19 protein-coding genes are annotated in these 22,076 nt (G+C 64.3%); 7 read left to right on the plus strand and 12 right to left on the minus strand.

Annotated elements, in window-relative coordinates; genetic code table 11:
* A partial coding sequence (locus JAB6_RS26995) for a triphosphoribosyl-dephospho-CoA synthase (protein ID WP_254671820.1) occupies nt 1-235 on the minus strand: 235 nt, incomplete at its 3' end.
* A gap of 20 nt (nt 236-255) precedes the next feature.
* Nucleotides 256-1,929: a malonate decarboxylase subunit alpha gene (gene mdcA, locus JAB6_RS27000; RefSeq protein ID WP_070305851.1), complete on the minus strand. Its 1,674-nt coding sequence runs from the start codon at nt 1,927-1,929 to the stop codon at nt 256-258.
* A gap of 119 nt (nt 1,930-2,048) precedes the next feature.
* On the opposite strand from mdcA, the gene JAB6_RS27005 reads away from it, so the two are divergent.
* On the plus strand, nt 2,049-2,972 hold the full coding sequence (locus JAB6_RS27005; RefSeq protein WP_070305853.1) for a LysR family transcriptional regulator: 924 nt from the start codon (nt 2,049-2,051) through the stop codon (nt 2,970-2,972).
* A 40-nt stretch (nt 2,973-3,012) separates the two neighbouring features.
* Here the strand turns inward: JAB6_RS27005 and JAB6_RS27010 are convergent, their stop codons facing one another.
* From JAB6_RS27010 to JAB6_RS27025, 4 genes are all read right to left on the minus strand, one after another.
* A complete protein-coding gene (locus JAB6_RS27010; RefSeq protein ID WP_034751161.1) occupies nt 3,013-3,372 on the minus strand; it encodes a hypothetical protein in 360 nt (119 codons plus the stop codon).
* A 98-nt stretch (nt 3,373-3,470) separates the two neighbouring features.
* Complete coding sequence (locus JAB6_RS27015) at nt 3,471-5,312, minus strand: glycoside hydrolase family 15 protein (RefSeq protein ID WP_070305855.1); 1,842 nt, start codon at nt 5,310-5,312, stop codon at nt 3,471-3,473.
* 3 nt (nt 5,313-5,315) lie between these two features.
* Nucleotides 5,316-6,077, minus strand: a complete 762-nt coding sequence (gene otsB, locus JAB6_RS27020) for a trehalose-phosphatase (protein ID WP_070305858.1) — start codon at nt 6,075-6,077, stop codon at nt 5,316-5,318.
* On the minus strand, nt 6,077-8,341 hold the full coding sequence (locus tag JAB6_RS27025; protein WP_139143514.1) for a trehalose-6-phosphate synthase: 2,265 nt from the start codon (nt 8,339-8,341) through the stop codon (nt 6,077-6,079). Before JAB6_RS27025 ends, otsB begins: the two co-directional genes overlap by 1 nt.
* Before the next feature lie 260 nt (nt 8,342-8,601).
* Between JAB6_RS27025 and JAB6_RS27030 the strand changes: the two genes are divergently transcribed.
* From JAB6_RS27030 to JAB6_RS29495, 4 genes are all read left to right on the plus strand, one after another.
* A complete protein-coding gene (locus JAB6_RS27030; RefSeq protein WP_070305862.1) occupies nt 8,602-9,717 on the plus strand; it encodes a mechanosensitive ion channel family protein in 1,116 nt (371 codons plus the stop codon).
* A 51-nt stretch (nt 9,718-9,768) separates the two neighbouring features.
* Nucleotides 9,769-11,064 carry a sodium:proton antiporter gene (locus JAB6_RS27035; protein ID WP_070305863.1) on the plus strand — a complete coding sequence of 432 codons (1,296 nt, stop codon included), beginning with the start codon at nt 9,769-9,771 and terminating at the stop codon, nt 11,062-11,064.
* Between the two features lie 109 nt (nt 11,065-11,173).
* A complete protein-coding gene (locus JAB6_RS27040; RefSeq protein WP_070305865.1) occupies nt 11,174-12,352 on the plus strand; it encodes a serine hydrolase in 1,179 nt (392 codons plus the stop codon).
* A gap of 91 nt (nt 12,353-12,443) precedes the next feature.
* The gene (locus JAB6_RS29495; protein WP_175444627.1) at nt 12,444-12,614 is read left to right on the plus strand and encodes a hypothetical protein; all 171 of its coding nucleotides are present in this window, start codon (nt 12,444-12,446) and stop codon (nt 12,612-12,614) included.
* On the opposite strand, the gene JAB6_RS27050 is transcribed toward JAB6_RS29495, so the two are convergent.
* Nucleotides 12,611-12,994, minus strand: coding sequence for a YkvA family protein (locus JAB6_RS27050; RefSeq protein WP_046685558.1), 384 nt, complete (start codon nt 12,992-12,994; stop codon nt 12,611-12,613). The two genes, JAB6_RS29495 and JAB6_RS27050, sit on opposite strands and share 4 nt — an antisense overlap.
* 92 nt (nt 12,995-13,086) lie before the next feature.
* On the opposite strand from JAB6_RS27050, the gene JAB6_RS27055 reads away from it, so the two are divergent.
* Nucleotides 13,087-14,184: a DNA topoisomerase IB gene (locus JAB6_RS27055; RefSeq protein WP_070305869.1), complete on the plus strand. Its 1,098-nt coding sequence runs from the start codon at nt 13,087-13,089 to the stop codon at nt 14,182-14,184.
* Here JAB6_RS27055 and JAB6_RS27060 read toward each other — a convergent pair.
* Nucleotides 14,144-14,368 (minus strand): hypothetical protein, encoded by a 225-nt coding sequence (locus JAB6_RS27060; RefSeq protein WP_139143515.1) that lies wholly within the window; start codon nt 14,366-14,368, stop codon nt 14,144-14,146. The genes JAB6_RS27055 and JAB6_RS27060 overlap by 41 nt on opposite strands.
* Before the next feature lie 264 nt (nt 14,369-14,632).
* Between JAB6_RS27060 and JAB6_RS27065 the strand changes: the two genes are divergently transcribed.
* Nucleotides 14,633-18,004, plus strand: a complete 3,372-nt coding sequence (locus tag JAB6_RS27065; RefSeq protein WP_070305873.1) for a hypothetical protein — start codon at nt 14,633-14,635, stop codon at nt 18,002-18,004.
* A 6-nt stretch (nt 18,005-18,010) separates the two neighbouring features.
* Here the strand turns inward: JAB6_RS27065 and JAB6_RS27070 are convergent, their stop codons facing one another.
* From JAB6_RS27070 to JAB6_RS27085, 4 genes are all read right to left on the minus strand, one after another.
* Nucleotides 18,011-18,826, minus strand: coding sequence for a ferritin-like domain-containing protein (locus tag JAB6_RS27070; RefSeq protein WP_070306039.1), 816 nt, complete (start codon nt 18,824-18,826; stop codon nt 18,011-18,013).
* A 43-nt stretch (nt 18,827-18,869) separates the two neighbouring features.
* Complete coding sequence (dsdC, locus tag JAB6_RS27075) at nt 18,870-19,772, minus strand: DNA-binding transcriptional regulator DsdC (RefSeq protein ID WP_139143516.1); 903 nt, start codon at nt 19,770-19,772, stop codon at nt 18,870-18,872.
* A 20-nt stretch (nt 19,773-19,792) separates the two neighbouring features.
* On the minus strand, nt 19,793-21,124 hold the full coding sequence (locus tag JAB6_RS27080) for a D-serine ammonia-lyase (protein WP_070305876.1): 1,332 nt from the start codon (nt 21,122-21,124) through the stop codon (nt 19,793-19,795).
* A gap of 118 nt (nt 21,125-21,242) precedes the next feature.
* Nucleotides 21,243-21,980, minus strand: coding sequence for an NYN domain-containing protein (locus JAB6_RS27085; protein ID WP_070305878.1), 738 nt, complete (start codon nt 21,978-21,980; stop codon nt 21,243-21,245).
* Nucleotides 21,981-22,076: the final 96 nt, after the last annotated feature.

The raw sequence follows: 22,076 nt of genomic DNA on the forward strand, positions 1-22,076 counted from the left end.
GGCGCAGCAGGTCGTCGTCTTCACTGCGCGCGCCGGCGTCGGCCATGGCGGCAAACACGGGCTCCAGCACGCAGGCCGAATGGCACATCAGGGCCCAGTTCAAGTCCGTATGCGCGCCACGGCTGCGCAAATCGACCAGGCCCGGTTTCGGCGTCAAGGTCACTTCATCGAGCAGCGCCTGCAGCACTTGCCGTCCCAACGTGGCGCAGCGTTCCCGCACCGGTGTCATCGTCATCATTGTGCTCATTGCAATCATTACCAGCTCCTGAATTTGGCGGGGGGTTGATACAGGCCGTCCGACCATTCGACCAGGTCGGCGATGCTTTTCGCGGCCAGCAGCGAGCGGTTCGCCGCGCCGCGCTGCACGCCGATATCCTCGGGCAGCGCGATCAGGCCGTCGGCGCGCAATTTGGCCGTCGTCTTCGGGTCGTGGCGCAGGCCAATCGGCGTCACGCCGGCGACCGCCGCCAGCATGGCCTTGCGCTCGTCGAGCGACCGGGCCTTGTACAGGTAAGCGATGCCCTCTTCCGTCAGCACGTGGGTGACGTCGTCGCCATAGATCATCACGGGCGCCAGCGGCATGCCGCTGGCCTGCCCCACGGCCACGGCATCGAGCGATTCGACGATCGTCGGCTGGCCGCCATCCTGGAACGTTTCGACCATCTGCACCACCAGCTTCTTGCCGCGCGCGAGCGGATCGTCCGTCTCGATCAGGTCCAGCCAGGCCGGCGTCGGATGGCGCCGGCCATGCGGGTCGTGCCCCATGTTCGGCGCGCCGCCAAAGCCGGCCAGCCGGCCATTCGTCACGGTGGACGAGTTACCTACGCCATCCATCTGCAAGGTGGCGCCGATGAAGAGGTCGACCGCGTACTGGCCGGCCAGCTGGCACAGGGCGCGGTTCGAGCGCATGGAGCCGTCGCGGCCCGTGAAGAACACGTCGGGCCGCGCAGCCGCATAACCTTCCATGCCCAGCTCCGCGCCGAAGCAGTGCACGCTTTCGACCCAGCCCGTCTCGATGGCCGGTATCAGGGTCGGGTGGGGATTGAGCACCCAGTTGCGGCAGATCTTGCCCTTCAAGCCCAATTGCTCACCATACGTGGGCAAAATCAGCTCGATGGCGGCCGTATTGAAACCGATGCCGTGATTGAGCGACTGCACCTGGTGTTTTTCATACACGCCGCGGATCGCCATCATGGCCATCAGCACGTGCACGGGCTTGATCACGCGCGGGTCGCGGGTAAACAGCGGTTCGATGAAAAATGGTTTGTCGGACTGCACGACGAAATCGATCCACGAGCCGGGCACGTCGACCCTGGGTAAATCGCTGACGTCGTCGACGATCTGATTGACCTGGGCGATGACGATGCCGTCGCGGAAGGCGGCCGATTCCACCAGGGTCGGCGTGTCTTCGGTGCTGGGGCCCGTGTACAGATTGCCCTGGCGGTCAGCCATGTAGCCGGCCACCATGACGACGTTCGGCGTGAGGTCGACGAACAGGCGCGCATACAGTTCGATGTAGGTGTGGATGGCGCCAACTTCCAGCAAGCCATCCTGCAGAAACTGGGCGATGCGCAGGCTTTGCGTGCCGGCAAACGAAAAATCGAGCTTGCGGGCGATGCCCCGCTCGAACAGGTCCAGGTGTTCGGGCAGGCTGACGCTGGGCATGATCAGGTGCAGATGATTGATCTTGTCGGGATTGACCTGGGTCAGCATGCGGGCGAGGAAGTCGGCCTGCTTCTGATTATTGCCTTCGAGGACGACGCGGTCGCCCGGCGCCAGCAAGGCTTCGAGCACGGCGACCATGTCGCCCTGCTGCAGCACGGGGCCGCTCGCGTAGTGGCGCACGGCTTCCAGGCGGCGGCGCTTCTCGGTGCGCCGCGTGTCCCATTGTTTTTGCCGCTGCGCTGGCGCTGCTGTGGCGGTTGACATCTTGCCTCCGAATTAAGCTATCGAACCTTGACGATAGAGCGAAAACGGGGCCGCGACAATCAACCTGCTACCATGTTCATTACCCTGAAGTTAATGAACTCACGATAATCACGGTGAACATGGCCATCAACGAAGAAATCACGCTGAAAAAGCTCGAGGTTTTTCTCAGCTTTATGGAATTGAACAACCTGGCGCGGGTGGCCGACGCGCTGGGCCAGAGCACGGTCAGCGTGCACCGCGCCCTGCACTCGCTGGAAGACGGCTTGCGCTGTCCCCTGTTCAAGCGCGAGGGCCGCAGCCTGATACCGCTGCATGCGGCCTACACCTTTGCCGAATCGGCGCGGCGCGCGCTGGCCGAGTGCGAGGAAGGCGTGCGCAAGGTGCGCGAAATGTCGGGCATCAACCCCGTGCGCCTGAAGATCGGTTCGCTGTATTCATTGACCCTGCACTGCATCCCGCAACTGGTGATCGCCCTGAAGCTGCGCCGGCCCGGCCTCGACATCGACCTGACCCTGGGCTCGAACCGCGAACTGCTGCAAAGCCTGGCCGATGGACGCCTGGACGCCATCATCGTCGGCGTGCAGGAGGAAGAACAGCATGCCGGGCTGGTGGCCGTGCCCCTGTTCCAGGACGACGTCTACCTGGCCGCACCGCTAGCCTCGCCCTATGCGGGCGCCGCCTCGGTGGACTTGCAGCTGCTGCGCCATGAGAAATTCGTCACCCTGAACGAAGGTTTCGTCACCTCGCAAAGCTTCAACCACGCGTTCGACCTGGCGGGATTCGTGCCCGACACGGCCATGCGCGTGGGCGACATCTTCTCGCTGATCAACCTCGTCAGCGGCGGCATCGGCTACAGCCTGCTGCCGGGCCGCGTGCGCGCCTTCAGCTCGCGCATCGAACTGCTGCCGCTGGACGCGCGCTACGGCTCGCACCAGCAAATCACCCTGCTGATGCTGAGCAGCCGCGAGCGCGACCCGAATTTGCTGGCGCTGGCGGCGGAGTGCAGGTTGTATGGGCGTGGCGAGCGCGCAACTGGCAGCTGAAATGGCGTCGCAGATGCGCCGCGAACATGCCTGTATCAGCTCAAGTTGGAAACTCTCCGCGCATATAGGTTTTCCAGAGATTGTCGATAAAGTCGATCTCGACTTTATCGTGGCATGCCTGTGCAATCAGGCCCATATCGTCCGACACATAGCCAGCAAGGTCGGAATTCTCAGTGATTTGATACACTTTCTTGAATGCGACCTCCCTGATCCCCTTCACCAGGGCGCCTTCAGGTGGACAAGATGAGGTCACTTTTTCGTAGCTGGCACACCATGCGCCATCAAACTCAACAGATTCCCTGGCGCACAATACAGCATCCCAATCAGTATCTTTCTGGAAAATAGTCTCAAGAAAAATGCTGTCATTTATTGTCGCTAAAATGTCGTTTGCGGTCGTCATCTCGGTATTTCGTATTGATCAGTGTGGATGCCATTCGGCATTTCGTATTCCTGCGCACCAAGGCTGGTGATGACCTGGCGCGTCATGACATGGCACAATTAAATAGCGCTATCCCAAGGCGCCGACAACCTGACGGCGCAGTTGATCAGGCCCACCATCGAATACGTCTGCGGGAAATTCCCCCACATCTCCCCCGTCACCGGGTGCGTATCTTCCGACAGCAGGCCCAGGTGGTTGCGCGCCATCAACATCGTTTCGAAGATTTTGCGCGCTTCGTCTTTCCTGCCGATGCGGGCCAGGGCGTCGATGCGCCAGAAGGTGCAGATGTTGAAGGCCGTTTCCGGTTTGCCGAAGTCGTCGGGCGCTTCGTAGCGGCGCATGTAGGGGCCGTCGCACAGCGATGCTTCCAGCGCGTCGACGGTGGCGATGAAACGGGGGTCCATGGGGTCGATGAAGTTGACTTCCGCCATCAGCAGCACGGATGCGTCGAGGTCGCGCCCGCCCAGGCTTTCCGCGAAGGCCTGGCGTTCCTCGCTCCACGCTTCGCGCAGTAATCTCTCGCGTATCAGCACGGCGCGGCTGTTCCAGTGCTCGGCCCGGTCCGGCAAGCCCAGCTTATGGGCGACCTTGGCCAGGCGGTCGCAGGCGGCCCAGCTCATCAGCATGGACGAGGTGTGGACCCTGGCCCGCGTGCGCAGCTCCCACATGCCCGCGTCCGGTTCCGCGTGCAGTTTGAAGGCCTGGTCGCCCACGGCTTCCAGTGCGGCGAACTCGGCTTTTCCGCCCCGGTGGAACAAGCGGTGGTCGAGGAAAGCCTGCGCCGCGCCCAGGACGATGTTGCCGTAGACGTCGTGCTGAAAGTGTTCCTGCGCCTGGTTGCCGACGCGCACGGGACCATTGCCGCGGTAGCCGGGCAAGTGGTCGAGCATGGATTCGGGCAACTGCTCTTCCAGGCCGATGCCGTACAGGGGCTGGATGTGGCCGCCTTTCGAGCGGGCGACGATATTCGTCAGCCAGCGCAAATACTCTTCCATCGTCCCAACTTCCGACAGGCTGTTCAATGCCCGCACGACGAAGAAGGCGTCGCGCAGCCAGCAGTAACGGTAATCCCAGTTGCGGCTGCTGCCCGGCGCTTCCGGAATGCTCGTCGTCATGGCGGCGATGATGGCGCCCGTGTCCTCATATAAAGACAGTTTTAATGTGATGGCGGCGCGGATGACCACGTCCTGCCATTCCAGCGGCACGGCCAGGCGGCGCGTGTAGGTGCGCCAATAGTTAATCGTTTCCTTTTCGAAGATGCGCGCCGTCTCGTCGATGCCGCCGGCCAAGGTTTCATCGGGGCCCAGCAGGAAGTTGGCGGTGCCGCCCAGCACGAAATACGTTTCGCTCAGCACATAGTTGAGCGAAACATCGGTGTTCAGGCGCAAGGTCTGATCCGGCCCCACGTAGCGGATGTGGTGGCTGCCCTGCGTGACCTGCGGCGCCAGCTTGCCCCAGTCATAGCGGGGCCGCAGGCGCACACGGATGCGCACGGCGTGATCAAGCGGACGGACCCGGCGGATCAGCATCAGCGGGCGGAACATACGGTCGCGGCTGAGGAAGCGGGGCGCGAAATCCGTGATTTCCACGCCGCGCCCATCCGTGTCGTACAGCCGCGTGCGCAGTACGGCCGTGTTCGGCTCGTAGAATTGTTCGCTGCGGGCAAAATTCTCGATGTCGATGGCCCACACGCTGCCATTTTCCGTGTCGTCCAGCAAGGTATTGAAGACGGGGTCGCCATCGAAACGGGGCAGGCAGGACCAGACGACTTGCCCCGCCTGGTCGATCAGGGCGCTGAAGGCGCAATTGCCCACCACACCGCAGTTGAGGGACGCTTGCGCCGGCGGCGCAGTGGCGGCGGACGCATGGGCGCCGCTGGGGGTGTCATAGGATGTCGTCATTGGCTACTCCTTGAACGGGGATACGGACGCGGCCAGCAATACGGTGCGCAAGACGTCCGGGCTGGCCAGGCGCAGGCTGGCGGCGCTGGGGCCGCTGCCCACTTTCACGCCCTGCCCCCCAATTTGTTGAACATAGGCAAAACCTGCCTCGTCGGTGGTATCGTCGCCCGCGAAGACAGGACGGCGTCCCTTGAACGGCGCCTCGGCCATGAAGGCGGCGATGGCGCCGCCCTTGTCCGTGGCGGCCGGCTTGGCTTCCAGAACCATTTTGCCATGCAACAGCAAAAGACCGGGGCACGCTTGCACGGCCGCCGTCATTTCCTGCAGGCACAGCTGTTCCAGTTCCGGCGCCAGCCGGTAATGCAGGGCCACGGCGCCGCGCTTGTGTTCCACCAGCAAGCCCGGATGGCGATCCGCCAAGGCCCGGGCATGCGCCAGCACGGACGACACGTCGGGCGTGGCCGCCACATGCCGTGTGCCGTCGGCGCCGCGCCGCTCCACGCCGTGCACGCCGGCCACGGGCAGGATCAGGGGCGCCAGCATGGCGTCGATCTGCGCGACGGGGCGGCCGGAAACGAGGGCCAGCGCGCCGCCATGCCAGCGCGCCAGCAGCATCAGCGCGTCGACCACGCCCGCTTCCAGGCGCACGCCGTCGGGCGTGGGCGCCAGGTCGACCAGGGTGCCGTCAAAGTCGAAAAAGACGGCGCTGCCGGGCGCACTCAGCAGTTGCAGCAAGGCTGCGCTATCGTCAGGGATCTCCGCCATCAGATCCCCTTGCGCCGCTTGATGCGGCTGTGGGCATCGATCTTGGTCATGACCTTGTCGCGCTGGCGCAGACGGGCCGCATCGAGCAGCATGCGCCCGGCCCAGCGGTAGACATTGAAATGTTTTACACGGGCCCGCATGCTCTTCATGCGCTCGCGCTGTTCCACGGGCGGCATCACGAGGGCGCGGTACAGGGCTTCGGCGCCCTGCTCGATATGGTAGGGGTTGATGATCAGCGCTTCGTGCAGCTCGCGCGCGGCGCCCGTGAACTGGCTCAGTACCAGCACGCCCAGCTCGTCGTCGCGCGCGGCGATGAATTCCTTGGCCACCAGATTCATGCCGTCGTGCAAGCTTGTCACCATGCACACTTCGGAAGCGCGGAAATAGCGCTGCAAATCGTCCTGGCCATGGTGCTCGGCTTTCAGCAGGATGGGCACATAGTCGCCGCTGCCGAAGCGGCGGTTGATGCGTTCGACCATCTTGCGCACCCGGGCGTCGAAACTCTGGTATTCATCGAGAGACGCGCGGCTGGGGGCGGCGATTTGCACGAAGGTGAAATGACCGACCATGCCAGGCTGCTGTTCCAGCATGCGTTCGACGGCCTGGAAGCGCTCGACGATGCCTTTCGTGTAGTCGAGGCGGTCCACGCCGATACCCAGCAAGTGGTCGGGCGCCACGCCCAGTTCGCTGCGGATTTGCGCGCGGCACGTGGCCACGTCGGGCTGGTCCGGGTTGTCTTCCGGCCAGGCGATGGAAATCGGATAATCCTCGACCTGCGTCATCTCGCCGCCATAGGAAATGGTCGACGCTTCCGGTTCGATACGGGTTTCCAGGTAGCGGTCCACCGTTTCGAGGAAATTCTTGCGGTGGAATGGCGTGTGGAAGCCGAGAATCGTGCTGCCCAGCAAGCCGTCGAGGATTTCTTCGCGCCATGGGCAAATGCCAAACGATTCCGAGTTCGGCCACGGGATATGCCAGAAAGTGATAATCGTCGCCTTCGGCAAGGCTTCGCGCACCATGCGCGGCAGCAAGGCAAAGTGGTAATCCTGCACCAGCACGACGGGATTGTCCGCCTTCGCCTCGGCGATCACGGCGTCGGCAAAGCGGCGGTTGACCTTCACATACTGCTCCCAGTCGGACGAGCGGAACACGGGGCGCACATGGGCGATATGGCACAGCGGCCACATGCCTTCATTGGCGAAGCCATAATAATAGCCCTGCTCTTCCTCCTGCGTCAGCCACACGCGGCGCAAGGTATAGCTGGGATTGTCCGGCGGCACGGGCACGTGGTCGAGCTTGTCAACCGTCTCGCGGTCGGCGGAACCGGCGCCATGCGCGATCCACGTACCGGAACAGGCGCGCATCACGGCTTCCACGGCCGTCACCAGGCCGCTGGCGGGACGCTGCACCGCAACACCGGTCTCCGTTTTGGTGTGGATATACGGTTCGCGGTTCGACACCACGAGCACCTGGTCGCCCGACAAGTCCGCTTCGAGCAAGGCGCGCAGCTTGTCCGGCGTCCAGTCGGACGACCAGCCGTTATCGCCCTGGCGTTCCAGGTGGTATTCCTGCAGCAATTCGCGCAAGTCGCCGATCAGCGGCTGCATTTCCGGCGGCGGCGCGGGCGCGGCGGCCGGTGCGGCGGCGGCAACGGCGGGATTGTTCTTCGACAGCAATTCGCCGCGCAGGATGTCCTTGACGGCCGCCAGCCAGCCGCGCCAGCTCAGGTGCGCCACGAACACGGTCATCAGGGAAATCAGCACGGCCAGCACGGCCAGGAAGGCAAAGATAAAACGTTTGGTATCGGTATTGCGGCGCTCGACAAAGCTCATGTCCTGCACCAGCACCAAACGGCCCAGCTGGGACGCATCCTGCATCACGGGCGTTTCGCTGATATGGACTTGCCCTTGCGGCAATTGCGCCAGGGATTTGTACAGGCCGCCCGTGGAAGGCGTGCTCCAGCAGCCGATGGAAGCGGGGTATTGCGCGGACTGGTACAGCAAATGGCCCGCATTGTCGCAAAAGCCGATGGCGATCAGGCGCTCGTCGCGCGTGGCGCCCTGGAACAGTTCGCTGATGCGGGTGGTGTCCTGCGCGGGCAGGTATTCGGTCAACGAGGGCCGGAGGGTTCCAGCGAGCAATTCTGCCCGGCTGTCGAGGTCGCGCACATACCAGCGCAGGGTGATGTTGTCGAGCAGGGGTACCACAATATAGGCAAACAGTCCCAGCACCAGAGCCAGTGGCAGGATGAAGCGCAAGGACATTCGGAGTGATCGTACTATCATCGTTTTCCTTTGCAAAAACAAAAAGCATGGCAAGTATGACTATGTTTCCACTGCGGCGACGCCCGTTTGCTTTCCGTATTGAAACGTCAACGTGACATGGCGCAGCGCAGCAATTTCTGCAAGTATCCACGTTGATGCAAGTCTTATCCGTACGGCAACGCACGCCCCCGTTACGCCATCTGCCCGTAAAATACCCGCTTCCGACATCCATTTCATTTAAGAACAAGGAGTTTTCGCCTATGGATCTCAGCACGTTCCACTCGTTGATGGGAGGCCCGCTGCGCTCGGCGCTGACCGTGCTCGTTTCCGCCCTGCTCGTCACCCTGGTTGCCATCGGCGTGCACCGGGCCGGCATCAGCCTGCTGAAAAGACTGGCCAATGGCCACCCGCTTGCCAGCAACGTCGCGCGCGTGGCCTTCCGCGCCAGCCAGCTGTGCCTGATCGTCTTCGGCTTGCGCATGGTGCTGGCCAGCGCACCCGACGACACGCCGGGCCTGGTCGCCATGTCGCACCTGGCCAGCGTGGCGCTGATCATCGCGCTGACCTGGCTGGCCATGCAATGCATCGAATCGCTCAGCATCACGATTTCCCAGATCAATCCCGTCGACGCGGCCGACAACCTGCGCGCGCGCCGCCGGATCACCCAGGCCCGCGTGCTCACGCGCAGCGCGCACGCCATCGTGGTCCTCCTGGGCCTGTCCTTCGTGCTGTTGACCTTGCCCGGCGCGCGGCAGATCGGCGCCAGCCTGCTGGCGTCGGCCGGCGTGGCGGGCCTGGTGGCCGGTATCGCCGCCCGGCCCGTGCTCGGCAATTTCATCGCAGGCCTGCAAATTGCCTTCTCTCAACCCATCCGCATCGACGACGTGCTGATCGTCAACGGAGAATGGGGCACGGTCGAGGAAATCAAGGGCACCTATGTGGTCGTGCGCGTATGGGACGAGCGCCGTTTGATCGTGCCGTTGCAGTGGTTCATTGAAAATCCGTTCGAGAACTGGACGCATACCTCCTCGGAGATCCTGGGCACGGTGTTCCTGTGGCTCGATTTCAGCATCCCGATCGAGCCCCTGCGCGCGGAACTGACGCGCATCTGCGAAGGCGCCAAGCAATGGGATGGCCGGGTCTGCACCGTGCAGGCGACGGATTCGAACGAGCGGGCCGTGCGTGTGCGTTTCCTCATCAGCGCTGTCGATTCAGGCACGGCGTTCGAATTGCGCTGCATGGTACGCGAGCAGATGCTGGCCTTCATCACCACCCACTATCCGCACGGCCTGCCCCGCTTGCGCTCGACGCACGACCCCATCGAGCTGCATGGCATGCAGGCGCAGAACGACAGCGTGTCGCTGCACAAAGCATAAAAAAACCGTGCGGCGCGCTGCCCTTGCCCGCGCGCCGCTACAATGGTTTGCATGAGCACCACCGCCTGGTTCATCCTGATCGGTTGCCTGATGCTGGCGCGTGGCCTGGGCGCCGATGGCATCGCGCGCCTGCCATTGACCTCGGCCATGGCTTACCTGGGCGTGGGCCTGCTGCTGGGGCCCATGTTCCTCGGTCTGTTTTCGTTCGATCTGGTGCAGCAAGCGCCACTGCTGGAAACCCTGACGGAAATCGCCGTCCTCATCTCCCTGTTTTCCGCCGGCGTCAAGATGCCCGTGCCTTTCAGCCTGGCGCGCTGGCTGCCGTCGCTGCGCCTGGCGTGGCTGTCGATGGCCATCTCCGTGGCCCTGGTGGCGGCCTTTTCCTGCCTGGTGCTGGGCCTGCCCCTGGGCGCGGGCATACTGCTGGGCGCCATCCTCGCACCCACCGACCCCGTGCTGGCCACCGACGTGCAGCTGCGCCATGCGGGCGACCGCGAGCAATTGCGCTTCATGCTGACCAGCGAAGCGGGCATGAACGATGGCAGCGGCTTTCCCTTCGTCATGCTGGGTCTGGGCTTGCTGGGCCTGCATGAGCTGGGGCCGCACGGGGTCACCTGGCTGTGGCGCGATCTGGTCTGGGCCAGCGCGGGCGCCATCGCCCTGGGCGCGGCCGGCGGCGCGCTGCTGGCCTGGCTGGGCTGGCAGGTGCGCGCCAAGGAGCCGAAACACGCGATGCTGGACGACCTGGCGGCCCTGGGCTTGATCGCCCTCGTGTATGGGGTGTCCACGTGGCTGCACGCGTGGGGCTTTTTGGCCGTGTTCTTTGCCGGCGTGGCCTTGCGCCAGACGGAACTGCGGCTGGCGGGCGCGCCGAAAGACCGGCACGGCTTGCTGCAGGCCGAGGAAACCCATGCCGTGTCCGCCGCCAAGCCGCACGACAGCGACGTGACGCTGACCGTCAGCGGCGAATCCCTCGTCTTCAAGGAACATCTGGAACGCCTGTCCGAACTGACCCTGGTGCTGCTGCTGGGCGGCGCCGTCACGGCCGCCGCTTGGAGCTGGCAGGCGTGGAGCGTGGCGCTGTTCCTGCTGCTGGTGGCGCGCCCGGCCAGCGTGATGCTCGGTCTGCTGGCCTCGGGCACCAGCGTGCGCCTGCGCGGGCTGGCCGCCTGGTTCGGCGTGCGCGGCATCGGCTCGCTGTACTACCTCAGCTATGCCATCGCGCATGGCCTGGCGGACGGCCTGGCGCGCGAACTGGCCGACATCACCCTGGTCGTCGTCATCCTGTCCATCGTCGCCCACGGCCTGACGGTCAAACCGCTGCTGGAACGCTACTGGCGCAAATAGGCGCCGGCGGCACCCATTTGTCACTGCTTCAAAGCAATGTTTTGTCAATTGCGCCTATGACGGGCGGAAATATTGTTAAGATAATTAAAAATGGCAAAAGAGAGAAGCAATGAAACGAAGAAGCGTGCTGGGACTGGGCGTCTCGATGGCCCTGCTGCAAACGGGTTGCGCCACCGATCCGGCCAGGCTGGCGTGGGAAACGGCATTTGACGGCTTCATGCGCGATGGCCTGGCCCGCACGGAAACGCCGGGCATGAGCGTGGCCGTGGTGCGCGGCGAGCAAACGATTTTCGCGCGCGGCTATGGCTGGGCCGACATCCAGGCCGGCAAGAAGGCCGACGCCAGCACGGTGTTCCATGTCGCCTCCGTCAGCAAGCTCGTCACGGCCACGGCCGTCATGATGCTGCTGGAACAGGGCGCCTTCCAGCTCGACGACAAGGTGGCGGCCTACTTGGACTTCCCGCTCATGCATCCGAAGTTTCCCGACGTGCCCATCACCTTTCGCCATTTGCTCAGCCACACCTCGGGCATTTCCGACGCCGTGTACGAAAAGACGACGACGTTTGCCGTGCAGGGCGACCCGCGATTACCGCTGCGCGACTTCGTCAAGGGTTACCTGTCGCGCGGCGGCGCCTGGTATGACGCGGACGTGTCGTTTGCGGCCCGGCCCGGCACGGAATGGCGCTACAGCAATGTCGGCATCGCCCTGCTCGGCTATCTGGTGGGCCGTTTGAACCCCGATGGCCTCGACGCCTTTACGCAAGAGCACCTGTTCGAACCACTGGGCATGGACAGCACGGCGTGGAATCTGGCCGGCTTGCCGCGGCGCACCGTCGTCGCCCAGCCGTATGCGCACAAGGAACCGGGCCTGCAAGCGCTGCCGCCCGTCGGCTATCCGGACTGGCCTGCCGGCCTGCTGCGCAGCTCGGCGCATGACTTTGCCCGCTTCCTGGCCATCTTCAGCAATGGCGGCCGGGTCGATGGCCACCGCTACCTGCAAGACTCCACCCTGCAATTGTTTTTCGCGCCGCAAGCAGCCCCCGTCGTGCCCGCCGACTCGTCCGTGCGGCAAGCCCTCGTGTGGCTGCTGCGCGACGTCGACGGCAGGCCGCTGGCCACGCACAGCGGCGGCGACCCGGGCGCCGCGTCCGTCGTCTGCGTCGACCGCGCCAGCAAGACGGCCGTGCTGGCCTTCGCCAACGTCAGCGCCGACAAGGAGTTTCGTTCATTTCAGAAAGAAGTCGTGCTGCGCCTGCTGGCGCATGGCGGCAGCGCGCAAGCGCGGTAGGCATGCCGCTTGTGTGAGCGGGCGCACGGTGGCGCCCAGGCAAGAACGTATGCTGTGCTGGTCAGATTTGACGTTCAACAAGGAGACCGGCATGACTAACCGCATCGGCAACAAGGACGTGGCGCAGCAGCGCAGCAAGAGTGAAAAAGCCCGCATCAAGGCACAGAACATCGCCAACGAGGCGGTCAAGAAGGCCGAGGCCAGGGCCAAGTACCGCAACGCCGTCAAAGGCCAGCCGGGCCAGCCCGCCCCGGCAGGCTAGGCGCCGAACCAGCCGCGCAATTTCTCGGCGGCCCGTTCCTTGACCTCGGCCGTGATGTAGGTGGCGACCGTGGCGACGGCCGCCGCCAGCACGGCCAGGTCATCCGCATAGCCGACCACGGGCGTGATATCGGGAATCGCATCGATGGGCGAAATGAAATAGCCGAGCGCGCCGTAGATGGCCGTCTTGGCCCACAGCGGCGTATTCGGCTGCTGCGCCGCGTAATACAGCCACAGGGCTTTTTCGATGACTTCGCGTCCCGCCGTCTTGGCGAACTTGACGACCTTGTCCCAGAAGCTGTCATCCGTGTATTTCTTTTCATACTGCTTGTCGGCCTGGGGGGCGTGGTCTTCTTCCAGATTCTTTTTTCTGCCAAACATCTGCTGCTCCTGTCTGCCGCGCACGGCGTTACGAATGCGCACCTTAGCATAACGGCGCGGCAGGTGCGCGGCGTACAAGGTACGCTATATCCATGGAAATATCCGCCACCACCACGGCCCGCGCCGCCGGCCTGCGCTACACGGGCGACCATCAGAGCGGCATCGCCCGATCGGGCAAGCCCGGCAAGTTCCGTTACCGCGACGCGGATGGCAAAGTCCTGCGCGATGCCGCCACCCTGGCGCGTATCAAGGCGCTGGCCATTCCGCCGGCCTGGACGGACGTGTGGATCTGCCCGCACGCGAATGGCCATTTGCAGGCGACGGGGCGCGATGCGCGGGGCCGCAAGCAATACCGCTACCATGCGCGCTGGCGCCAGGTGCGCGATGAAGTGAAATATGAGCGTATGCTCAGCTTTGGCCGCGCCCTGCCCGCCATCCGCGCCGCCGTCGCGCGCGGCATGCAGCTGCCGGGCTTGCCCCGGGAAAAAGTGCTGGCCACCATCGTCCACCTGCTGGAATTGACGATGATGCGCATCGGCAACGAAGAATACGCGCGCACGAACAAATCGTTCGGCCTGACTACCCTGCGCACGCGCCACGTGCAGGTCGACGGCAGCGCCGTGGCCTTCCACTTCAAGGGCAAGAGCGGCGTGCGCCACGATATCCGCCTGAGCGACCGGCGCCTGGCCAGGGTGCTGCAGCGCATGCGCGAATTGCCGGGGCAGGAACTGTTCCAATATGTCGATGAGGATGGTGCGCGCCACGGCATCGGTTCGGGCGACGTCAACGATTACCTGCGCGAAGTGACGGGCGAAGACTACACGGCCAAGGATTTCCGCACCTGGTCCGGCACCCTGCTGGCCGCGCTGGCCCTGCAGACGTTCGAACAGGTCGATTCCGATGCGCAAGCGAAGAAAAACATCGTGCAGGCGATCGAGTTCGTAGCCAAGAAGCTGGGCAACACGCCGACGATCTGCCGCAAGTGCTATGTGCACCCGGCCGTGCTGGAATCGTATCTCGATGGCAGTTTATTGGAAGGCATGCGCGAGCGGGCGCGGCAGCAGATGCAGGACGATTTGCAGGCGCTGGCGCCGGAGGAAGCGGCCGTGCTGGCCTTGCTGCAGCAGCGGCTGCAGGGTGCCGCTACGGTCAAGCCCGGCGTTCCGGCTGGCAATGTGCCGACAGCGTGAGCGCATCGCTGCTGCAGACAGGCAAGGCGCCATGGTCGGCATCGCGCGCCACGGGTGCCGGCGCGGCATCGTCCGGCTGGGCCTCGCCCATATTCATCAAGGTGGCCGCCAGGGTCGAGAACGTAAACAGGCAGATCAGCAGGAAGGGCTTGTTCACGTGGATGGACTGGCCTGGCTTTTGCATCGCGTACTCCGTCGGACTGGTTGGCTGTTGCAGCATGAGCACGATCATCGCGTGTTTCCGCAAGGCATACAATCAGACAGTTTCGACAAGACGGGTAGGACAGCGCTGACAGGCTCAGCCATGACGTCCCGTGTCGGAAAATTTGACACCTGCTCCGTCCCATTGCCGCCAAGCCCTTGTTTTTAAAGCACAATCGATGCAGGAACGCTTCCTGCTTGACCTCCTGCCTGGGCACGCTTGGCGCCAGGCTATGGGGGAACGATCATGAGCTTTATCAAACAGGCGCTGCTGGCGCTACTGCTGTGCGTAATGTCTGCCGCGCACGCGACCAGCATAGGCTACACGGCGACATCGCTGGGCGGCACACAGTGGCGCTACGACTATACGGTCAGCAATATCACCCTGGCCGTGCCCATCGAGGAGTTCACCTTGTTCTTCAGTGTGGGCCAGTACGCCAACCTGCAGAGCGGCTTCACGCTACCAGGCTGGGACGTGCTGGTGGTGCAGCCCGATCCCGCCATTCCCGCCAGCGGCTACCTCGACGCGCTGGCGTTGGTCGGCGGCATCGTCCCCGGCGCCACGCTCACGGGCTTTTCCGTCACCTTCGATTACCTGGGCGCGGGCAGCCCCGGCGCCCAGCCGTTTTCCATCCTCGACCCCGTCTCCTTCATCGAGCTTGAGGCGGGCATCACGCAACCGGCCGCCGTCGCCCTGCCGCCCACGCCATGGCTGCTGCTGGCGGGCGTAATGGCCATGGCCTGCCTGCGGCGCCGGCAACTGGCGGTCGCCGCGCTGGCCACGGGGCTGGCACTGAGCCTGTGTGCCTGCGGCGGCCCGAACGATCCCACGCAGGCGCCCGCGCCGAAGGTCATGCTGGCCGGTGCGACCACCGCCCAGGCCGCCGGGGACCTGGAAGTCACCTTGCTGGAAAAAGTGGCCGAGCAGCGCGTCAACCGCACGGCCTGGGACTACACCTACCGCGTACACATCCGCAACAATGGCAGCGAAGCGGCCGTCAACGTGCAAGCCGTGCTGGCCAGCGCGCCCGCAGGCAGCACCATCATCGATGGCAACGTGCTGGCCGGCAGCATCGGCGCGGGCGCCACCGTCACGCCCGCCGACACCATCACCGTGCGCATCGAGCGCAGCATCGCCTTCCAGAGCTCCGGCCTGACATGGACCTTCAGTACCGGCGACGGCATCGTCCTCGACCCCGTACGGCCCGCGCAAGTGATCGTGCTGCCGCTGGCCGAGCTGGGCTTTCCCGATGGCGCCGACAGCGTCAAGGCCAGCGGGGCCGTGACGGACGTGCTGCTGCAGGACGGCAGCCTGCGCTTTTCCACGCCCGGCGACACGGGCGTGGACCAGCACGCGCAATTTTCCCTCAGCAAGGGCGGCAAGGTCACGACCCTGGACCTGCTGATCCAGACGCAACTGCCCACGGCTGTGGAAACCTATGTGGAGCCGAACGATGACGGCAGCGTGCCGACCACGGCGCCCGTGCTGGCCATCACGGGACTGGGGCCGAACAACCGCCTGCAGCCGGGCGGCCTCGCGTTCCGCCTCGTGGATGCGGCCCCCATGGCCCTGCAGGATGACAGCGACGGCCTGCTGTCCGGCCCGAATGACGTGGCCATCAGCCTCAAGACCTACTGGACGTTCGATGCGGCCAGCGGCACCTTCAGCATCGGCGCCACGGTCATGCAACAACTGCTGGCATCCCTGCCCAACGGCAGCTACGACCTGAACCTCAATTTCGTCTCGCAGGATGGCGAGTTCACGGCCAGCTATGCCTTGATCGTCATCAAATCCGGCATCGTGCTGCAAGGACAGCTGCGCACCCCGGCGGGCGGCAATGCCACGGGACTGGCCGGCAAGAAGATGCTATTGGCCGGCTACAACAACCACCAGCGCCAGGTGGCCGTGGTCGACGCCACGGGCGCCTTCCATTTCGATGGCGTGCTGCCCGATACCTACCAGCTGACCTTGAACGATCTCGTCCACCCGAACGTGGTCAGCGTCAGCGCCGTCGTTTTTGAGAACAGCAGCAACGTCAATGTCGACATCGTCTATCCGTATGCGGCGAGCCTGGCCTTGCGCGGCGGGGTGCAGACCTATGCGGCCGGCCGCGTCACGCAGGATGGCGCCGGACCGCCCGCGCGCGACCTGCCCGCCAGCCCCCGCGCCGCAGGCGACGCCACGCCGCAGGCTGACGAGGGCAGCAAGACCTTCACGGCCATTGCAGCCGCACAAAACCAGACCATCACCTCGCCCATCGCCTTCACCGTGCCCCAGGGCACGAAAAACGTGGGCGTGAAAATCACCGTCAGCACGGCCGAGTATCCCACCTACACGACGGCGCAAAGCCAGTACAACGATACCTGGTCATACGCCGTGACAGGGCTGCCCGGCGTCAACCTGGCCGCCACGGGCGCCGTCAACCAGTCGCACTTCACGCAAGGCACCATCGTCAGGACGGAGTGCGTCGACGTCAGCAAGCAGACCCATACTGGAGCGCTGAACCTGGGTGGCAACGTCAGCGCCACGAATATCGGCGACAGCGCCCTGGCCACCGTGACGACGGTGGAACTGAGTCTCGCGTGCAAGGGTTTGAAGGTGACGCTGGCGAAGTTCAGCTCGCCGAACCAGGCCGCCCACCCCGTGCTGCAGCCGATCAAGCTGACGGGCAATTTGGCGGGGCCGTATGTTTCCGTCTCGCAAGGAACGGCTACGGCCACGCACACCTTGCCGCTGGAATTGCACTACACGCCAGCGGCGGCGACGATTACGGAAGTCAACATCGGCATTTCGTCGGGCGGCGGCAATCCCGCCTTCAGCGCGGAGAATCTATTGTCCCAGACCAATACCAAGACTGCCGGCACCGTAAAATTTCCCAGCCTGGTGCTGCCCGCCTTTGCCGGCGCCAAGCTCGACAAGAAGGCCGTCGTCACGGTGCGTCTGAAGGGCCGCATCGATAATGTCGATGCCAGCTCCGACCCGGCCGAAGGGGGGCAAGTGGAATTCAAGGGCGACACGGCCTACATCCCCCTGTACCTGGCCGACAACGAGGCGGCGCTGGCGGCGCGGCGCTATGGCACGCGCGACCCTGGCGGCGATTCGTGGGCCACGCGCCTGGCCATCGCCTGGCTGGCAGGCAAGGCCTACCGCTTCGACGACATCAGCGGCCAGCACGTGACGCAGACGGCAACGGGCCGCTCCATCCTCGGCCACAGCGGTCACAGCGACGGCCAGCAGATCGACTTGCGCTACGCGGACGGCGCGGGCGGCTACACGGACGCGCTGGGCGGCCAGAACGATGGCGCCGCCATTCAAAATCTGATCAATGCCGCCAAGGCGGAAGTGGTGGCCAACCCCGCGCAAAAGCCGAAACTGGCAGCCCTGGTGGCGTGGATTGCGGCGAACCGCGCCATGCTGGCCCAGGAAGCGGCGCAGGCCAGCACGCGCGTGATCTACATCGGCCCCCGCTTCATCAAGCTGGCCCTCGTCGACGGGCGTTTTTCCGCCGCCACTACCGACCATATCCCCGGCGCTGGCGCCTGGACCAAGCCGGCCAAAGTGCACATCGAGACGGGACACCTGAGCCACTGGCACATCAGCATCACGGCCCATCCGTAAGCATGGTCAGGCGGGCAGATCGGACAGTTCCAGCTCCGAAAACCCCGCCCGGCGCCGCGCTTCCAGGTTGAACGGACCGCGCAGGGTCGGCGCTTCGTAGCGCAGCGCCAGCTCGGCATAGGTGGCGCGCAGCTCCAGGCCCCTTTGATCGCACAGATAGCCATACCAGCGGTTGCCGATTTCCACGTGCCCCACTTCATCGCGCAGGATGATGTCGAGGATGGCGGCGGCGGCCATGTCGCCCGCCTGCGCCAGCTTGGCGCGCAGCGGCGGAATCGCGTCGAGCCCCCGCGCTTCCAGGGTGCGCGGCACGAGCGCCATGCGCGCCAGCACGTCGCCGCGCGTCTTGTCGACCATTTCCCACAGGCTGTCGTGACCGGGGAAGTCGCCATACGTGTGGCCCAGCACCTGCAGGTGCGCCTGCAGCATGGCAAAGTGCGTGGCCTCCTCCTTCGCCACGCGCAGCCAGTCCGTGTAGTAATCAAAGGGCAAATCGGGGAAGCGCCAGAGCGCGTCGAGCGCCAGATTCATCGCATTGAATTCGATGTGCGCGAGCGCATGCACGAGCATGGCGCGCCCTTCCGGCGTGATCATCGACCGCCGCCCCACGAGGCGCGGCGGCACCAGTTCCGGCCGTTCGGGACGGCCCGGCACGGCGCCGGTCGGCGCCAAAGGCAGGTGCGCATCGAGCGTAAGCTGGGCCTCGGCCATGGCCGCCACCATCGCCACCTTCGTTGCCGGGTCCGGTTCGAGCAGGCAGGCGAGCGCAGTTGTACGCAATTCCTGTGGCGGCGTGGAGGTCAGTGGGGATGATGCGTGCATGGTGCTTCCTTCGTGCGCTTTCTTGAACAAGGCGCGCAGTGTATCAAATTGCCTGCCCCACCAGCCAGTCGAACAAGGCCTGCACTCTTGCCGGCAGCGCGGCGCGCCCGCTGTGCACGAGATAATACGCCTGCGGGCTGGCCAAGGAAAAGCCGCCAAACGGCAGGATCAGCTGGCCGCTATCTAGCCACGGCTGCACCAGCTGGCGCCGGCCCATGGCCACGCCCGCGTGGTGGATGGCCGCCTGCGCGCACAGGTCGGCGCGGTCGAAACGCAGGCTGCGCGCGGGCAAACTCACTTCTGGCGCCTGCCCGTTCAGCCACAGCCGCCACTCGGCATCGGGCGCGCAGGCGGGCCAGGCCAGGGTGTCGTGCAGCACGGTCGCGTCGCGCAAGTGTTGCGGCATATCAAGCAAACCATGGTCACGCGCATAGTCCGGGCTGCAGACGGGCGCCAGCCATTCGTCCATCAGCTTGCGCGATGCCAGGCCGGGAAAGTTGCCGTCGCCGTAATGCAAGGCCAGGTCGACCTGGCCCGCGCGAAAGTCCACGCTATCATTTCCCACGCGCAAATCGATCGACACGTCCGGATACTGTGCCGTGAAACCTGCCAGGCGCGGCACGAGCCAGCACTGGGCGATGGAGGGGCGCGCATGCACGGTGATGCTGCCCGTGAGCGCATCGCCGCCGGCCAGCGCCGCATGCAAGCCCTCCCAGCCGATTTGCAGCGCGGCGAAGATGCGCTCGCCATCCTGCGTCAGCTTTACTTGCCGCGTCAGGCGCTCGAACAAGCGCAGACCCAGGCCCGCTTCCAGCCGCGCGATACGGTGGCTGACGGCGCTGGGCGTGAGCGCCAGTTCCTGCGCGGCCAAGGCAAAACTGGCATGGCGCGCCGCCACGAGAAACGTGTGCAGGTTGGCAAACTGGCTGGCCGTCAGCGTCGCCATGCGCGGTGCGCCGGCCGGCATCAAGCGGCGCCGGCCGCCAGCAAGGCGTGGCCGCGCGCCACGTAAGCGGCCATTTCGTGCTCCGGCACCATGCTGCCGCCCGTGCCCCACACCAGGTGCGTGGCCGTTTCCAGGTGCCGCTGGTATTGCGGCGCGGCCAGCACGGCAGGAATGCCCGCGAAACCGGCCACGGCCGACGGTTCCAGGCGCAAGCCTTGCGTTTGTTCCAAGGTCGCCAGCAAGCGGTACAGTTCTTCATCCGTGACGGTGGCGTAGCCGTCGATCAGCCGCTGCATGGCACGCCCGACAAAGCCGGACGGGCGTCCCACGGCCAGGCCATCGGCGGCCGTCAGGTTGTCGATGCCGATTTCCTGCACGCTGATGCCATCATGCAAGCCCGTGTACACGCCCAGCAGCATGCACGGTGAATGGGTCGGCTCGACGAAGATGCAGTGGACATGATCGCCAAAGGCCAGCTTCAAGCCAAAGGCCACCCCGCCGGGGCCGCCACCCACGCCGCACGGCAGATACACGAACAAGGGATGCTGCGCATCGACCGTGACGTTCTTTGCGGCGAACTGGGCTTTCAGGCGCTGGCCCGCCACCGCGTAGCCGAGAAACAGATCGTGCGAATTTTCATCGTCGACGAAGTGGCAGGTCGGATCGCTTTCCGCCTGCTTGCGCCCCGCTTCCACGGCCACGCTGTAGTCGGTCGCGTACTCGACGACGGTGACGCCGTGGCTGCGCAATTTGTCCTTCTTCCACTGCCGCGCATCGGCCGACATGTGCACGGTGGCGCGAAAGCCCAGGCGCGCGCTCATGATGCCGATCGACAAACCCAGGTTGCCCGTGGAGCCGACGGCGATCGCATACTGGCCGAAAAACGCCCGTACGGCGTCGCTGGCCAGCAGGCTGTAATCATCGCCCTCTTTCAGCAAGCCGGCGTCCAGCGCCAGCGTTTCCGCGTGTTTCAGCACTTCATAGATGCCGCCGCGCGCCTTGATCGAGCCGGAAATGGGCAAATGGCTATCCTGCTTGAGCCACAGCTGACCGCTTGTCATGTCTAACGCCAAACCTGGTACCGCCTGCATGGCGGGCAACGGCACGACGGGCGACTCAATGATGCCGCCGCTGGCCTGCGTTTCCGGGAAAGCCTTGGCCAGATACGGCGCAAAACGGGCCAGGCGCGCGCTGGCCTGCGCCACGTCATCCGCCGTCAAGCCCACGTCATTCAAGGCCTCGGCCGCCGGCGCAATGCCGGGATTGAACCAGCTCAAGGGCTGCAAGGCCATCAGTTCTGTAATCAGGGGAAATTTTTCGCGCAGCGCGGCGATGGCGGAAGTGGGCAGCATGGCAAGCTCGTAAAGAAACAAGCCATGATTAGACCGCATCCGGGCGCCGCTGGCAAACGATGGTTGATCAGGCAATGGGTGACGGTGGATCATCTGTCGTGATGGCCCGGCTGCTTCCCTATTTCAATTTGATGTACAGATGCATGGCGGGATTCTTTTCGTTTTGAACTTCTTTGACTTCAACGAAAGGAAGGCGGCGCACCAGCTCACTCAATTTCTGGCAGCCATAGTGGCGCGGGTCGAAGGCCGGGTTATTTTTCAGGATCAGACTGCCGACGCTGCTCAAGGAGGCAAAACCGTCATCGCGCGCCGCGGCGATAATGGCCTTGCGCAACACTTCCCGCGTATCCGCGTCGAGGGAGACAGGCGCCAGCCCATGTAACGGTTTTTGCTGCTTTTCTGCCAAAGGAGGCGGTGTCACCGGCCGCAAGATCTCCGTATAGACAAACTTGTCGCAGGCGGCGACAAAGGCTGGCGGCGTCTTTCTTTCGCCAAAACCATATACGGCCAGTCCTGATTCGCGAATCCGTGTCGCAAGGCGCGTGAAATCACTGTCGGACGATACAAGGCAAAAACCGTCCAGTTTTTCCGAGTGCAGCAAGTCCATGGCGTCGATGATCAGCGACGAATCCGTCGAATTTTTTCCTGTCGTATAGCTGAATTGCTGGATCGGCTGAATGGCCATCAAATGCAGGACTTCCTTCCAGCCCTTCAAATTGGGCGTAGTCCAGTCTCCATAGGCTCTCTTCACCGATGCGGTACCAAAAGTCGACACCTCCGTCAGCAACTCCTTGATGATCGACGCCTGGGCATTGTCCGCATCGATCAGGACGGCCAGTTTGGCATTACTTGTCATAATTTTTGGGCCTGATCAGCTAAACGCCGTTTGATTGCAGTTCCCACTATGCAGCCAAATGTTCCGTCAAGCAATACCAGAACCGGCAGCCCTATC

The organism is Janthinobacterium sp. HH104, from assembly GCF_001758715.1.
Classification (GTDB): Bacteria; Pseudomonadota; Gammaproteobacteria; order Burkholderiales; family Burkholderiaceae_D; genus Janthinobacterium; species Janthinobacterium aestuarii.

Excerpts from the sequence above, each read along its gene's own strand:
- mdcA (WP_070305851.1), bottom strand. The coding sequence starts at position 1,929 with ATGTCAACCGCCACAGCAGCGCCAGCGCAGCGGCAAAAACAATGGGAC.
- JAB6_RS27005 (WP_070305853.1), top strand. The coding sequence starts at position 2,049 with ATGGCCATCAACGAAGAAATCACGCTGAAAAAGCTCGAGGTTTTTCTC.
- JAB6_RS27010 (WP_034751161.1), bottom strand. The coding sequence starts at position 3,372 with ATGACGACCGCAAACGACATTTTAGCGACAATAAATGACAGCATTTTT.
- JAB6_RS27015 (WP_070305855.1), bottom strand. The coding sequence starts at position 5,312 with ATGACGACATCCTATGACACCCCCAGCGGCGCCCATGCGTCCGCCGCC.
- otsB (WP_070305858.1), bottom strand. The coding sequence starts at position 6,077 with ATGGCGGAGATCCCTGACGATAGCGCAGCCTTGCTGCAACTGCTGAGT.
- JAB6_RS27025 (WP_139143514.1), bottom strand. The coding sequence starts at position 8,341 with ATGTCCTTGCGCTTCATCCTGCCACTGGCTCTGGTGCTGGGACTGTTT.
- JAB6_RS27030 (WP_070305862.1), top strand. The coding sequence starts at position 8,602 with ATGGATCTCAGCACGTTCCACTCGTTGATGGGAGGCCCGCTGCGCTCG.
- JAB6_RS27035 (WP_070305863.1), top strand. The coding sequence starts at position 9,769 with ATGAGCACCACCGCCTGGTTCATCCTGATCGGTTGCCTGATGCTGGCG.
- JAB6_RS27040 (WP_070305865.1), top strand. The coding sequence starts at position 11,174 with ATGAAACGAAGAAGCGTGCTGGGACTGGGCGTCTCGATGGCCCTGCTG.
- JAB6_RS29495 (WP_175444627.1), top strand. The coding sequence starts at position 12,444 with ATGACTAACCGCATCGGCAACAAGGACGTGGCGCAGCAGCGCAGCAAG.
- JAB6_RS27050 (WP_046685558.1), bottom strand. The coding sequence starts at position 12,994 with ATGTTTGGCAGAAAAAAGAATCTGGAAGAAGACCACGCCCCCCAGGCC.
- JAB6_RS27055 (WP_070305869.1), top strand. The coding sequence starts at position 13,087 with ATGGAAATATCCGCCACCACCACGGCCCGCGCCGCCGGCCTGCGCTAC.
- JAB6_RS27060 (WP_139143515.1), bottom strand. The coding sequence starts at position 14,368 with ATGCAAAAGCCAGGCCAGTCCATCCACGTGAACAAGCCCTTCCTGCTG.
- JAB6_RS27065 (WP_070305873.1), top strand. The coding sequence starts at position 14,633 with ATGAGCTTTATCAAACAGGCGCTGCTGGCGCTACTGCTGTGCGTAATG.
- JAB6_RS27070 (WP_070306039.1), bottom strand. The coding sequence starts at position 18,826 with ATGCACGCATCATCCCCACTGACCTCCACGCCGCCACAGGAATTGCGT.
- dsdC (WP_139143516.1), bottom strand. The coding sequence starts at position 19,772 with ATGGCGACGCTGACGGCCAGCCAGTTTGCCAACCTGCACACGTTTCTC.
- JAB6_RS27080 (WP_070305876.1), bottom strand. The coding sequence starts at position 21,124 with ATGCTGCCCACTTCCGCCATCGCCGCGCTGCGCGAAAAATTTCCCCTG.
- JAB6_RS27085 (WP_070305878.1), bottom strand. The coding sequence starts at position 21,980 with ATGACAAGTAATGCCAAACTGGCCGTCCTGATCGATGCGGACAATGCC.